A 13,121-nucleotide genomic window follows, 5' to 3' on the forward strand; every position below is an offset into this window, starting at 1 on the left:
AACCCACGGCCCTGACCCCGCGACAGGCCCATCGTCCGCAACCGCGACAGCACCGTGCCCCGACCCCGCGCCCCCGACACCACCGCGAACCCGATCGCCAGCAACGCCAACGCCACCCCGGCACCCGCACCGATGGCGTACGCGAACGTCACCACCGCGTTGATGCTGGCCTTGTCCAGCTCCTCGCGCGCCTGCTCCCAGGTGATCACCTCGGTGACCTCCTCGTACGCGCGCGGCCGGAAGCCCTCGTTGGCCCAGCGCTCCTGCCCGGCGCCGCCGACCTCGCGCAGCCGCTCCGGGTCGGGGTCGCCCGCGATCAGGTAGCCGTTCGGCGTGAACGCCTTCTGGGCGTCGGTCTGCACCGCCTGCCACGGCACGACGATGAAGTTCGACGCGCCGTTGGCGATCGGCGGGAAGCCGTCGACCACGGCGGCGATCCGGAACTCGTAGTGCCGGCCGCGCAGCGTGACCGCGCCGTGGTCGCCGCCGAGCTGCTTGGCGACGCCCGGGGAGACCAGCACCGGCACCTGTGCGCCGGGCACCGCCTCGGTGAACGCCTTCGGCGGGGTCACGTCGACCCCCGACTCCGCCACCACCTTCGCGTACGCCTGCCCGTCGAGCACCAGCGCGTACACCGTGCCGAGCCGCTTCTGGTCGAGGGTCAGGTCGCTGGCCCCGTCGACCATGTACTGGGCCACCGCCGTGACACCGGGCACCGCGGCCAGCTCGGCCTCGGTGGCGTCGTCGAAGAAGTACCCGTCGACCTTGACGTCGGCGGGCAGGCGCAGGTCGGTGGCCCGGTCGCGGCCCTCGTCGATGGTGCTCGCCACGGCCACGCTGAACACGGCCGTGCTGACGGCGACGACCAGCACCGCGACCGGCCCGATGACCGCGCCCGCGGTGCGTCCCGAGCGGGACAGGCCGAGGAAGCCCACCGCGCCGCGCCCGCGGGCGGCCAGCCGGCCCAGCCGGCTCACCACCGGCGGCACCAGCCGCACCATCGCCACCGCCGCCCCGGCGGCCAGCAGCGCCGGCACCGCGGCCAGGTAGACGTCGACACCGGCGGCGCTGCTCAGCCCGCGGCTGCGCAGCAGCCACACGCCCAGCCCGGCCAGCACCAGCAGGCTCAGCTCCGCGGTGCGCCGCTTCACACCCACCCGGGCCGAGGCCAGGTCGGCGCGCTCGCCGGAGAAGGAGGGGTCGCGGGCTGTCCGCATGGTCATGACCGGCACCGCCAGCGCCGCCAGCGCGGTGAACGCGGCCAGCACCGGCCAGGTGACGGCGGGCCGTCCGGCCACCGCCGCGCCGAGCAGGCCGCCGACCACCGCCGGGGGCACCACGAGCAGCGACTCCAGCAGCGTGTACGACCCGATGGTGGCGATGGCCCCGCCGCGCGCCCGCAGCAGCGCGAACTCGCCCCGCCGCCGGGTCACCGCGACCCGGGCGGCCAGCAGCACCAGCCCGGCCAGCGTGATCAGCGCGCCCATCTGCACGACGGCCAGCAGGGCCTGCCCGGCACGGGCCTTGTCGGCGAACTTCGCCAGCTGCGAGTCCAGGCTGGTCAGCAGGGTCGCGTTGATGCCCTGCCGCCGGGCGACGGTGACCGCCTCGACGACCTCGGGCAGCACGCCCGCGTCGAGCTTCGCCGTGTCGACCCGGTAGCGCCACTCGTAGACGATCCCGATGAGCTCCTTCACCCGGTCCAGGCCGAGCTCGTCGGAGTAGACCACCGCCCGGTACGGGTCGCCGTCGTCGTTGGGCAGGTAAGCCCGCAGGCCGAACGGCACGGGTTCCCAGAAGGCGCCCTTCTCGTCGTGCGGCCGCACGATGCCGACCACCTCGACCGGCACCTCCCGCTGGAACAGGAACGTGCTGCCGACCTTCTGCTGCAGCTTGTCGGCGTTCCACTCGGTGAGCACGATCTCGATCGGGCCCGCGGTGCCCGGCTGGGTCTTCGGGAAGCGGCCCTCGACGAGGTCGACCTGCTCCTCCAACCCGCTGCCGGCGCGCAGGCTGAACAGCACCATGCCCTGCTTGTTGCCACCCGGCAGCCCGGTCCCGGTCACCCAGGACTCGTCCATCGTCGTGGACGCCGCCCACCAGGACTTCTCGATCCGGTCGCGCACCGCCGGGTAGAGCACGGCCTGCTGCTGCTCCAGCTTGCCGTCAGGCTTCCAGTTGTCGCCCTTCTCCTTGACCCCGCGGTAGGTCAGGTCCCGGGACGTGTAGCTGAGCTGCGAGATGTCGTTGCGCAGACCCTCGTCGGTCAGCCGGTTGGCGGCCCGTGGCGCGCCGACCACCAGTAGCCCGGCCAGCAGTGTGAGCGTGCCGAGCAGCGCCAGCGGCCCGGCCGTGGCCCGTACCCGGGCGATCCAACCCTTCACCGGTCAGCTCCGATCCGCAGCTGGGCCGCGGCCAGCCGCTGCCGCATCGTGGTGGCCACCAGCCCGGCCATCACCAGGGTGACGGCGAGCAGGGCGGCGGCGGTGCCCAGCACGGGCAGCCAGTCCGTCGTGGTGAGCGCGGGCGGCACCGGCCGGCTCGCGCTCGGGGTGAGGATGACCAGCGGCCCGGTCGTCCGGGCGACCAGCAGGCCGACCACCAGGCCGACCGCCACACCGAGCCCGGCCAGGAAGGCCTGCTCGATCATCAGCGCGCGGGCGAGCAGGCTCGGCGGCGCGCCCAGGGTGTTCAGCACCGCGAGCTCGGCGACCCGGCGCCGGGCGGTCGCCCGCACGTCGACGGCGACGCCGACCAGGGCCAGGCCGATCGCGCCGAGTGCGGCGATGAACAGGGCGATCCGCGCGCCGACACCGAACGGGTCGTCGGCCGCGTGTACGGCCAGCGCCTTCCGGTCGACGGTCTGCAGGTTGGGCAGCGGGCCGGCCGCCGTGGCGGCCTCGGCGTGCCGGGCGGGGTCGGTCTGCACCCACCATTCGGTGATGTTGGGCTGCCGCCAGCCGGACTGCTGGAAGTGGGTGCTCAGCGAGGGCATGTCGACCAGCAGCGCGGCCGGGTCCACCCCGCCGGGCAGCGCGGTGAGCTGCCCGACGATGTGCACGTCGACGTTGCTGCTGCCCCAGAGCGGGATGGCCAGTTTCGCGCCGACCTCGGTGTGCAGCGACGCGAGCGCCTCGGGCGTGGCCAGCGCCGGGACGGTGAGCTGGTCGCTCACCGGGCGCAGGCTGAACGCGTACCGCGGGATCTCGCCGAAGCCGCCGGCGCTCGTCAGCTCGACCCGGGCCGTGTCGCCCTCGACCCGCTGCTGCACGCTCAGGGAGGAGGTGGGCGGGCCCCAGGTCATGCCTTCGCCGTCGAGCTTGAGCGGTGTGGCGGAGCCTCCCGCGCCGACCGTCGCCAGGCCGCTGAGCTGCCACACGATCGTGACGCCGCCCGGCATCTCGGGGCCTTCCACGGCGAAGCCGGTCAGCCGCAGGCGCGGCGTGCGCGGCAGCGCCGCCTCGAAGGCGTGGGCGTCGGAGCCCTCGTCGCCGGCCAGCGGCACCTGGTGGATCGCGCCGTGTTCGTCGGTGAGCAGCAGCGCCGTCACGTCGCGCGGCCGGGCGATCCACTCGCCGTCCGGGTCGGTGATGCGCAGCGAGCCGCGCACCGCGGTCGTGCCCTCGGGCAGGTCGACCCCCGGCTGGCGGTGGCTCGCCGCGGCGACCGCGGCCAGCTGCGCGGGCGCGTCGCCGAGGTCGGAGCGCAGCCGCAGCACGTCGCCGGCGGCCGCCGTGTCCAGCGCCAGGACCGTGGTCGGGGTCGCCTTCTCGCCGGTGTCCATGCGGGTCCGCCAGGCCGGCAGGGCCGTGGTGACCCCGGGCAGCGCGGCGAGCTGGTCCACCCGGGCGGGCGGCACCGACCAGGCCGTCTCGACCAGGCGCAGGTCCGCGCCCGCGGTGTGGTCGGCCTGGTCCACCTGGGACTGCCGGGCGGTCGCGGCGAGCGTCCAGGCCAGCGTGCTGACCGCGACGCTCAGCGCCAGCAGCAGCACCGGGCCGGCGTGCGGGCGGCGCCCGGCCTGCCAGACGCCGAGCTGGGCGGCGAACCACGGGCGGCGGTCCACCCGGCGCTCCAGCAGCCGGGTCAGCGGCGGAAGCAGGCGCAGCGCGAGCACCGCGCCCGCGAGCACGCCGAGCGGCCCGGCCGAGGCCAGCAGCGGGTCGATGCCGAGCGTGCCGGCGACGCCGGACAGCGGCGACTCGTACTGCTGCAGCTGAAACCAGGCCAGCCCGGCGAAGCCGATGAGCGCGAGGTCCAGGCCGGTGCGCTGGGCGGCGGCGGCGCGGCTGGGCCGCGACCGGGCCGCCAGGTCGGCGACGTAGGTGCCGCCGCCGCGCATGGCGGGCAGCAGCATCGCCAGTACGCAGCCCAGCCCGGCGGCCGCGGCGACCGCGACGGTCGTCGGCGTGACGCCGGCCTCCAGCCGCAGGCTGACGTTGCGCAGCGCGGGCAGCCGCTCGACGAGGCCGAGCAGCGGGGCGACCAGCAACGGGGCCAGCACGGCAGCGGGCCCGGCGATCAGCAGCGCCTCGCGGGCGGCCAGCCCGGCCAGCTGGCCGCGGGACGCGCCGCGGGCGCGCAGCAGCGCCGTCTCCGCGCGGCGGCCCTCGGTGAGCAGCGCGGCGAGCAGCAGCAGCGCGTACCCGCCGAGGATGGAGATGAGCAGCAGCGGGGTGAGCAGGTCCGACCGGCCGACGAGGCTGGCCTGCTGGATCCGGTCGACCAGCCGATCCAGGTGCGAGCCCGCCTGGCCGCCGTCGCCGTAGCCCAGCTCCTTGGTCACCTCCGGCAGGTTCTCCACCGCGTCGCGCGCGGCGATCAGCTGCGGCAGCTCGGCCCGGGACAGGTCCGGCGTCACCACCCAGCCGCTGTTGCCGAGGTAGGACCAGTCGCGGAAGAAGTCCGCGCGGGGCAGCACCAGCGGTCCGTACGTGCTGCGGCCGGCTTCGACGCCCTCGGCCATCTCGGGCACGAGCAGCCAGTACGGGTCGTCCTCCCGGTTCGCGGCGAAGACGCCGCTGACGACCACGCGCTGGTTCTTCTTGGTGATGCCGTTGGCGAAGCTGACCTCGGAACCGGCCTGCAGCCCCAGCGCCTGCGCGGCGGCCTCGCCCACGACGACCTGCTGCGGGTTCGAGCCGGCCGCCGGCCAGGTTCCGGAGACCAGGCGGGCGTGCTCGGCCAGGTCGTCCAGGAACATGACCCGGGCGTACACGACGCCGTAGCTGTCGGCCGTCGCGTCGCCGGTGTCGCTGGTGAACCGCAGGCCGCTCGCGTATCCGGCCGAGCCGAACCCGACCTGCGTGCCGGCGAACCGGGCCGTGAACGACTCGCGCAGCTTGGCGTCGGTCGCCTGCCACGTCTGCTCGGAGAAGGACTTGTCGACCTCGGCGCCGGTCGAGGACCAGCCGCTGCCGCCGGTACGGGAGGGCAGGCGCACCTGCACCGCGCGCTCGTCGGGCGGGGCGGCGGCCACGGCCGCCCGGCCGCCCGCCTCGATCACCGCGCCGCTGTAGCTCGCCAAGCCCACCAGGAGCGTCGTCGAGATCAGTGCTGCCGCCGCGGCGGCAGTCAACAGGCCCTTCGCGCTGTAGGCCCGCCGACGTGCCAGCATGACGCCTCCCTGATCGTTTGGTCTTCAACTTCTGTATGAGTTGAGACGACAGGGCGCGGGTTCGCAGGCTGTGGCGGCTGTTACCTGAATGTGATGACCATCGGGGTGGTATGCCCCTTTCACCCCGGAGGGCGAATACCCACAGTGAGCTGCGCGAACGCCGAACGGCGCGCGTCGGCCAGGACGGGGCTGTGCCCGCCGGCCCAGGACCAGAGCGCGCTGTCCCACGCGGCCTGGGCCGCCCCGGCGACCAGCAGCGGGTACGGGTGGGACTCGGGCACCCCGCTGCGCGCCGCAACGAAGCAGCTCACCAGTCCCCGCAGCTCCTCGCTGATCACCAGGTAGGCGCTCAGCAGCGACGGCTGCTCGGTGAGCAGGCGCAGCCGGGCCCGGATCTGCGCCAGCTGGGCCTCGTCGGTGATGTCGGCCTCGTCCAGCACGGCGCGCACCGACTCCAGCGGCGGCTCGCCGTCGGGGCGGGCGGCCAGGGCGGTGCGCAGCTGCTCGACCCGGGAGTGGCCGACGTCGCCGAACAGCACGTGCTGCTTGGACGCGTAGTAGCGGAAGAAGGTGCGCACCGAGACGCCGACCTCGGCCGCGATGTCCTCCACCGTGGTCTGCTCGAAGCCCCGCCGGGCGAACAGCGCCAGCGCCGCGTCCTCCAGCGCCTCGCGGGTGTGCTGTTTGTGCTGTTCCCGCCGGTTGATCACCCGTCCGGTCATTCACTCATCCTGAAGGCGTTGTTGCATACCGTCAAAGTCCCCCTCGACGATGCGCCCGGGTTGTTCGATATAGCAGCATTCAAGTTCTATGCCCCGCTACCGTCGGACCATGGTCGCCCATCGACTGGTGCGGAACCTGCTGGGAGGGGCAGCGGTACTCGCTGCCCTGCTCTTCGTCGTCTTCGGGCTGCCGGCCCTCAACCGTGCCGTGCCGACCGACCGCTCCCTGGCCGGGCACCTGTACGAGGTGGGCGCGGGCGTCAGCGTGCAGCCGCCGCCCGGAGCCCGGGTCGACGCCAGCAAGACCCGCCCCGGCGACGAGCGGGCCACCGTGCTGTTCCTGGTCGGCGACGTGCGCTACGCGATCGTGGTGCAGCCGTTCGGCGGGCAGATCGCCGAGGCGGCCGACAAGCTGCGTACGAAGATCAAGGCGACGCAGGGCTACCAGGTCACCGGCGTCGAGGGCGGGGTGAACACCGCCAGCGGGCTGTCCGGCCTGGCCGGCGGGTACACCGCGCCCGGCCGGTGCGGCCGGTACGCCGTGTTCCTCGCCGACGGGCGCTCGATCGAGGTCACCGTCAGCGGCGCGCAGCTCGAGCTGCAGCGCGAACTCGCCGGCATCGACGACTCGATCAGCTCCATCCGGTACGGCGGTGGCCGGTGACGGTCGCGGGCCGCTCCGGGGGGCGGCGCTGGCGGTTCTCCGTACGCCCGACGCCCCGCGCGGCGCGAGCGCTCAAGTCGCTGCAGCTGCCCGCGTTCTGGCTGCTCGGGCTGATCATGCTGGCGGGCGTGGCGCGCCTGCTGGAGATCCTGCGCACCGACCTGGCCCGCTTCCCGATCGCCACCACCTCGGCGGTGCTCCTGTTCGCCCTGTACGCCGTGCCGTTCTGGCTCTTCATCGCGTCCATGGACTTCCTCGAACGCGAGCCGCCGCTGCTCATGGCGACCGCGTTCGCCTGGGGCGGCGCCGTGGCCACCACCGCGGCGATCCCCGGCACCCAGGCCGTGCACGACCTGGTCGCCAAGCTGATCTCACCGGCCTTCGCCGCGACCTGGGGCTCGGCCATCGCCGGGCCGACCATCGAGGAGCTGCTCAAGGCGCTGGGCGTGGTGATGATCGTGCTGGTGGCCCGCAAGCAGATCAACAGCGTGCTCGACGGCATGGTCTACGGCGCGCTCATCGGGCTCGGCTACCAGGTGGTCGAGGACATCGTGTTCGCCGTCAACGCGGTCGCGCTGCGCGGCCAGGGCGACGGTGTCGGCCCCGTGGTCGCCACGTTCTTCCTGCGCGGCTTCCTCGCCGGCCTGTGGAGCCACACCCTGTTCACCGCGCTCGCCGGCGCGGGCATCGCGTGGTTCGTGGTGCGCACGGACAAGCCGATGTGGTGGCGGCTCGGCGGGCTCGGCCTGGGCCTCGGGCTGGCCTGGCTCACCCACTTCGTGTGGAACTCGCCCCTGTTCGCGGACGGCCTGGGCTCCGGGGCGGCCGGCGTGCTGCTCGGCATGCTCGGCAAGGGGCTGCCCGCGCTGGCCATGGTGCTGGCCCTGCTGTGGGTGGCCCGGCACCGCGAGGCCCACTACTACGTCGCCCAGCTCGCCCGGCTGCACGACCGGAACATCGCCACACCCGGCGAGCTGCAGATCATGGGCCACGGCCATCTGCGGGCCGACGCGCGGCGGTACGGCCGGGCCCGCTGCGGCCGGGCCGGCGAGCGGGCGGTACGCGGCCTGCAGACCGCGCAGGCCCGGTTCGCGGTGGAGCTGAGCCGGGTCGACCACATCGCGCCCGGCGACATGCTGCTGGTGCACTGCCGCGACGAGGTGCTCGCCCAGCGGCAGCGCCTGGTGAACCTCGGCCACCCCGAGGCGGTCGTCTCCCCGATGCGCCCCGCCGTGCCCCGCGTCGTCGTCCTGGGCGCCCTCTTCGCCGTCGCCCTCTTCCTGCTCATCTGGCAGGCCATCCGCCACCTCAACGCCGCCTGACAGTGCGGATGTAGGAGCGGGCCACCCGGGCGGTCTGACTCACCGCCTGACCAGGCCCTCGCGTCGGCCACGCCCCCCGGCCACGCCCCCCCGTCACGAAAAGACGCTGGCCTATCTCATCGAAAAATCGTGCACCAGATTCGATGAGATAGGCCAGCGTCGATGAAAAGCGCCGGCGCGGCGAGCCGCGTCAGTTGGGGGCGTGGCCGCCGTCGCCGTCGACCGTGATCTCCGGCGTGCCGTCCTGGTCGAGGTCGACCAGGGTGATGTCGACCTCGCCGTCGTGGTCGGTGTCGAACTGGAACAGGTCGGCCTTGCCGTCGCCGTCGGTGTCCGACACCCACACGTCGGTGCGGCCGTCGTTGTCGGTGTCGCCCTTGATCAGGTCGCGGCGGTCGTCGCCGCGGGTCTCCACGGACTCGCTCATGACTTCTCCTTAACGGGGGTCGTACCGCAACACGTTAGTGGCGGATTTTCGCACCGGCGGCAGCGAGGGCCTTGATCGCTCCCGCGGACTCGGAGTAGCCGATGACCAGCACGCCGTCGGGGTTCGTGGGCAGGATCTGGTTGGCGATCTTCGCGAGCTCGGCCTGGTCCTTGACCGAGCCGTCGTCGGTGATCTCGTAGATGTACGTCTGCACGTCCACCTCGCTCACGCCGGCCTTGACCAGTTCCTTGGTGACGCCCTCGGCGAGCTTCTTGCCGTAGTTGTCGCTGTGCGTGACGATCGCGACCCGCTGCAGGCCGTCACGCAGCATCACGTCGGCCAGCGCCCGCGCCTGCAGCAGGTCCGAGGGCGCGGTGCGGAAGTACAGGCCGCTGTCCTCGAAGCCGGTCAGGTCGGGCGAGGTGTTGCACGGCGAGAACATGATCATGCCGTACTTGATCGCCTCCGGCAGCGTGGCCAGCGCGACACCCGACGCACCCGGGCCGATCAGCACCTGCACGCCGGCCGCGTGGTGGCTCTCGATGGTGGCCTTGGCCTTCACCGGCGAGGTGCCGTCGTCGCCCTCGATCCACCTCACCGGCTTGCCGAGCACACCGCCCGCGTCGTTGATCTCCTCGATCGCCAGCTTGGCGCCCGCGTCCATCGGCGGGGTCGTGTACGCCAGCGCGCCGGTCTTCGGGAGCAGGCCGCCGAAGGTCAGCGGCTTGTCGGTGGTGCCGTTCTTGACCGGCGACGGCGGCTTCTGGTCGGTCACGTCGCGCTCGTTGCCGGTGCCGAGGTACTCGGTCTTGCCGTTGTCGAGGGCGTTGCCCTCACCGAAGTGCACGGTGCCGTAGCTGGTCGTGGCGGGCTCGCCGACCTTGCTGAAGCCGTACCGCACGGTGACGCCGCGGTAGGAGATCGGCTTGCCGCTCTTCGCCAGGGTCAGGCACTGCTTGACGGAGCGGCAGATGGTGCCGCCGACCGTCACCGCGTTGATGTACTTGGAGATCTTGGCGGGATCGGTGCTGCCGGCCTGCTGCGCGGCCAGCGCGCTGATCACGACGGCGTCGTACGCCTCGCCCGCGTACAGCCGGTCCTTGAGAGCGGGGTTGATCCGCTTTATCCCCTGCAGGAACGAGTCCTCCAGCTCGATCAGCGGCAGCGTGCCCTTCATGCCGTTGAGCAGGCCGGGCTGCTCCTTGAACTCAGCGCCGAACTCGTTCGCCATATTGCCGTCGGTGCCGTAGAGGTAGGCCCCCTCGTACGCCGGGTTCTGGGAATCGTCCGGCCCCGAGCTGCAGGCAGACAGGGTGAGCAGCGAGACGCAGGCAGCGGCGATGACAGCTCGCGAGAAACGCATGAGGGTGCCTCCATGGCGATGGTCCAACGGGCACCTTAGCGCTGTTCCCTGGATTGGGGGAGGGGCCAATACGCCCGATGGGTGGCGAGTGCTCCGGTACGGTTGCCGCCGCCCGTTAGGCTCCCACCGTGACCGTCGATCCAGACCACTCCTTCGAGGACGCCGCTCTTGTACTTGACCAGGCACTTGCCGGAGACGGCAGAGCGGTGGCGGGAACCCTCCACGAGGTGGTGAAGCGCGACGGCAGTGAAGGCGCCTACAACGTCGCCTGGTGCCTGGCCGGAGAGCTGGCCGGCGACGGCGTCCGGGCGGGCGCCTGGGCGCTGGACTTCCCCGGCATAGACGAAGCGGCGTACGACACCCGCTGGGTGGCCAGGTTCGTCAGCGCGTACGTCAACAGCGACGAGCCGACCGGCGAGGCCCTCATCGGCGCGGCGCTGGCCGACGGCCAGCTCCCCCAGTGCCTGCTGACCCTGGCCGGCTCCACCGTCGCCACCAAGCGCCGCCGCGAGTCCTGAACCCGGGCCGGGCCTAGCCCGGCTCGATCCAGTAGCGCCTGGTCCGGCCGAGTTCGGTGTCGCGGACGTCTTCGAGCACCCCGCCACAGCGCTCGATGGTGCGGGCCGAGGCCGTGTTGGTGTCGTCGCAGGTGACGAGCACCCGGTCGATTCCCCGCTCGCGCGCATACGCCAGCACCTGAGCCACCGCCCAGGTGGCCAGGCCGCGCCGGCGCGCCGACGGGCGCACCGAGTAGCCGATGTGACCCCCGGCGTGCAGCAGGAACTCGTTCAGCCGGTGCCGCAGCGAGATCGAGCCGAGGAACGCGCCGTCCTCCACCATCCACCAGTACGAGGCGTGCACCCGCCCCTCCGCGACGGGCACGGTCTCGTCCGAGGACGTGACGAGCCGGCCGACCCAGGCGGCGAAGCCTTCGGCCGAGTCGACGTCGGTGGCTTCGTGCAACCCGCTGCCGGGCTGGACGAAGCCGTGCCCCCACTCGTCGCGCGCGTCGAGCCACGCGCGGTGCAGCAGCACGTCCGGGACGACAAGTTCAGCCATCGGGCGACCGTAGTGCGGACGCAGTGCCCGCGGCCAGGGATTTACCCACGGCAGGCGAAGAGGATCGCGCCGGGAAGGCTCCCGTCGAGGTTGACCAGGAGCTGGGCCTTGACCGTGAAACCGGCCTCGCGCAGCAGGTCTGCCACCCGGTCGGGCCGGCGGCGGTGGACGTGCACCTTCATCGGGTGGCCGCCGTAGCCCTCCGTCTTCAGCTGGGTCTCGTCGCCGACGTGGAAGCCGACCAGCAGCGGTCCACCCGGCCGCAGCACCCGGTGGAAGTGCCGCAGCACGGCCGGGACCAGGTCGTCGGGAATGTGGATCAGTGACCAGAAGGCCAGCAGGGCGGCCACCGAGCTGTCCGGGAGCGGCAGCTCCGTCATCGAACCCACCTCGAAGCGCAGGTGGGGATGGTCCCGCCGGGCGATCTCGATCATCGCCGGTGCCAGGTCGATGCCGAAGGCGTCGACGCCCAGCCCATGAAGATGGGCGGTGATGTCGCCGGGTCCGCAGCCGACGTCCGCCACCGTTCCGCCGCCGGCCGCTTGCACCTGCTCGGCAAACAGCGCCAGCGCCGCGCGCAGGTACGGCTGCCCGGCCATGGCCCCGCGCACGAGGTCGGCGTAGCTCTCGGCGACCGTGTCGTACGAGGTCCGGGTGTCCGCCAGCCAGTCGTCCGGCCCGGAGGAGCAGGCGCCTTCCAGCGTTGTCCGGGTTTGCGTCATTCGGGCTCCCTGGCGAGGGCGTCGGCGGTCGGTGTCACGGGCGCGAGCATAGGCGGCAGCCCGGCCGCGCGTGCCCCTCAGCTCGCCCAGGAGTGCCGTGAGCGGCGGCCCCGGAATGTCAGGCGTCGTCGCGGGCGTACTTGCGCAGCCGGAGGAAGCGCTCGGTGTTGCGCCAAGGGCTGGGGCGCACCCAGTCTTCCCCGATGGCGTCGTACAGCGGCCTGGCCGCCTCCAGATGGTCGGCCAGGGTGAGTGTCATCGCGAACCAGTTCCAGGCGATCGGCTCCAGGAGCGTCGCGCTGCGGCCGTCGTGCCAGACGGACGCGAAGGCCGCTGCCACGAGCTCATCGCCGACCTCATCACGGTCGAAGTAAACCCGCAGGTTGTCGGCATGGTGCCTCCGGGCGTACTCAAGGTGGGCCTGGGCGACGAGGAGCGGGATGAGCGTGCCGGGATTCGCCGCCGCCCGGGTCCGGGCGAAGTCGAACATCTGCTCGTCACTGCCGCTCCACTTGGCCATGAGGCCGTTGAGCATCGACTCGTGTCCGAACAGGTGGTGCGGGTCGGCGGCCAGCAGCCCGTCGAACCGCCGCCACAACTCCTCCACGGGCAGCTGCCGCGCCCGGCCCAGAATGATCAGATGGTGCCAGGCATCGGCGCAGCCCGGATCGAGGTCCACCACCTGGTCCAGGCAGTTCTCGGCCAGAACCAGCCGCTTGAACCAGATTTTCCAGGCGTCCGGCGACACCGTGTCAGCCGTGCCGCCGCCGCGCGCCTCCCACGCCCAGCGCACGGCGTGCGCGCCACGCAGGAGCAGCGGCCACAGGGTGCCCGGCTCGTCGCGGATCGGCCCTTCGATCCACTCCTGCACCCCGGGCGTCTTCGCGGCGATCTCCACGTAGAGCGCGCGGGTGTCACTGTCGGGGGCACCGGACAGCAGGTCGCGGGCCGTCGGCCAGTCCCGGTCGAGCAGGGCCCGGCGCAGCCTGGCCGCACCCGGGTCGTGGAAGAACGTGTCCATCGCGACCGGCACCGCGGCCGGCGACCTGTCCTGCTTCGACTTACGGAACAACCCCATGGGTGGGCAGCCTAGGGCGGGTGGCCTGGGCGAGGTATCCGATCAACAGGTCGGAGCGGGACGGGCCGGTCGGGCAGATGTGCTGTCGTCGGGAGATACGAAAAGGCCCCGAGCCGCTGCCTGATCACTCAGGTGCAGTTCGGGGCG

The 13,121-nt window shown here is 72.7% G+C and carries 11 protein-coding genes; 3 read left to right on the forward strand and 8 right to left on the reverse strand.

Annotated elements, in window-relative coordinates:
• The 3 genes from Cco03nite_RS40845 to Cco03nite_RS40855 form a co-directional block, all read right to left on the reverse strand.
• Positions 1-2,384: ABC transporter permease family protein (locus tag Cco03nite_RS40845; protein WP_203699424.1), on the reverse strand; the 2,384-nt coding region annotated here is incomplete at its 3' end.
• Positions 2,381-5,617, reverse strand: coding sequence for an ABC transporter permease (locus Cco03nite_RS40850; RefSeq protein WP_203699425.1), 3,237 nt, complete (start codon positions 5,615-5,617; stop codon positions 2,381-2,383). The genes Cco03nite_RS40850 and Cco03nite_RS40845, both read right to left, overlap by 4 nt.
• A 119-nt stretch (positions 5,618-5,736) precedes the next feature.
• Complete coding sequence (locus Cco03nite_RS40855; RefSeq protein WP_203699426.1) at positions 5,737-6,339, reverse strand: acyl-CoA-like ligand-binding transcription factor; 603 nt, start codon at positions 6,337-6,339, stop codon at positions 5,737-5,739.
• A 109-nt stretch (positions 6,340-6,448) separates the two neighbouring features.
• Between Cco03nite_RS40855 and Cco03nite_RS40860 the strand changes: the two genes are divergently transcribed.
• Both Cco03nite_RS40860 and Cco03nite_RS40865 read left to right on the forward strand, forming a co-directional pair.
• Positions 6,449-7,003 (forward strand): hypothetical protein, encoded by a 555-nt coding sequence (locus Cco03nite_RS40860; protein WP_203699427.1) that lies wholly within the window; start codon positions 6,449-6,451, stop codon positions 7,001-7,003.
• Positions 7,000-8,325, forward strand: a complete 1,326-nt coding sequence (locus Cco03nite_RS40865; protein WP_203699428.1) for a PrsW family intramembrane metalloprotease — start codon at positions 7,000-7,002, stop codon at positions 8,323-8,325. Before Cco03nite_RS40860 ends, Cco03nite_RS40865 begins: the two co-directional genes overlap by 4 nt.
• Positions 8,326-8,515: 190 nt before the next feature.
• Here the strand turns inward: Cco03nite_RS40865 and Cco03nite_RS40870 are convergent, their stop codons facing one another.
• Both Cco03nite_RS40870 and Cco03nite_RS40875 read right to left on the reverse strand, forming a co-directional pair.
• Positions 8,516-8,752, reverse strand: a complete 237-nt coding sequence (locus Cco03nite_RS40870) for a hypothetical protein (protein ID WP_144123171.1) — start codon at positions 8,750-8,752, stop codon at positions 8,516-8,518.
• A gap of 34 nt (positions 8,753-8,786) precedes the next feature.
• Positions 8,787-10,115: an ABC transporter substrate-binding protein gene (locus Cco03nite_RS40875; RefSeq protein WP_203699429.1), complete on the reverse strand. Its 1,329-nt coding sequence runs from the start codon at positions 10,113-10,115 to the stop codon at positions 8,787-8,789.
• Between the two features lie 128 nt (positions 10,116-10,243).
• On the opposite strand from Cco03nite_RS40875, the gene Cco03nite_RS40880 reads away from it, so the two are divergent.
• Entirely contained in the window at positions 10,244-10,633 is a 390-nt protein-coding gene (locus Cco03nite_RS40880) for a hypothetical protein (protein WP_203699430.1), read from the forward strand.
• A 13-nt stretch (positions 10,634-10,646) separates the two neighbouring features.
• Here the strand turns inward: Cco03nite_RS40880 and Cco03nite_RS40885 are convergent, their stop codons facing one another.
• The 3 genes from Cco03nite_RS40885 to Cco03nite_RS40895 all read right to left on the reverse strand — a co-directional run bounded on the left by Cco03nite_RS40885 (position 10,647) and on the right by Cco03nite_RS40895 (position 12,974).
• Positions 10,647-11,174: a GNAT family N-acetyltransferase gene (locus tag Cco03nite_RS40885; RefSeq protein ID WP_203699431.1), complete on the reverse strand. Its 528-nt coding sequence runs from the start codon at positions 11,172-11,174 to the stop codon at positions 10,647-10,649.
• A 41-nt stretch (positions 11,175-11,215) separates the two neighbouring features.
• Positions 11,216-11,896, reverse strand: coding sequence for a class I SAM-dependent methyltransferase (locus Cco03nite_RS40890; RefSeq protein ID WP_203699432.1), 681 nt, complete (start codon positions 11,894-11,896; stop codon positions 11,216-11,218).
• 118 nt (positions 11,897-12,014) lie between these two features.
• On the reverse strand, positions 12,015-12,974 hold the full coding sequence (locus Cco03nite_RS40895) for a hypothetical protein (protein WP_203699433.1): 960 nt from the start codon (positions 12,972-12,974) through the stop codon (positions 12,015-12,017).
• Positions 12,975-13,121: the final 147 nt, after the last annotated feature.

Origin of the sequence: Catellatospora coxensis (genome assembly GCF_016862635.1) — a bacterium.
Taxonomy (GTDB): Bacteria; Actinomycetota; Actinomycetes; order Mycobacteriales; family Micromonosporaceae; genus Catellatospora; species Catellatospora coxensis.

What these genes read in the sequence shown, in the direction of transcription:
- Cco03nite_RS40850 (WP_203699425.1), bottom strand. Translation starts at nt 5,617, where the DNA reads ATGCTGGCACGTCGGCGGGCCTACAGCGCGAAGGGCCTGTTGACTGCC.
- Cco03nite_RS40855 (WP_203699426.1), bottom strand. Translation starts at nt 6,339, where the DNA reads ATGACCGGACGGGTGATCAACCGGCGGGAACAGCACAAACAGCACACC.
- Cco03nite_RS40860 (WP_203699427.1), top strand. Translation starts at nt 6,449, where the DNA reads ATGGTCGCCCATCGACTGGTGCGGAACCTGCTGGGAGGGGCAGCGGTA.
- Cco03nite_RS40870 (WP_144123171.1), bottom strand. Translation starts at nt 8,752, where the DNA reads ATGAGCGAGTCCGTGGAGACCCGCGGCGACGACCGCCGCGACCTGATC.
- Cco03nite_RS40875 (WP_203699429.1), bottom strand. Translation starts at nt 10,115, where the DNA reads ATGCGTTTCTCGCGAGCTGTCATCGCCGCTGCCTGCGTCTCGCTGCTC.
- Cco03nite_RS40885 (WP_203699431.1), bottom strand. Translation starts at nt 11,174, where the DNA reads ATGGCTGAACTTGTCGTCCCGGACGTGCTGCTGCACCGCGCGTGGCTC.
- Cco03nite_RS40890 (WP_203699432.1), bottom strand. Translation starts at nt 11,896, where the DNA reads ATGACGCAAACCCGGACAACGCTGGAAGGCGCCTGCTCCTCCGGGCCG.
- Cco03nite_RS40895 (WP_203699433.1), bottom strand. Translation starts at nt 12,974, where the DNA reads ATGGGGTTGTTCCGTAAGTCGAAGCAGGACAGGTCGCCGGCCGCGGTG.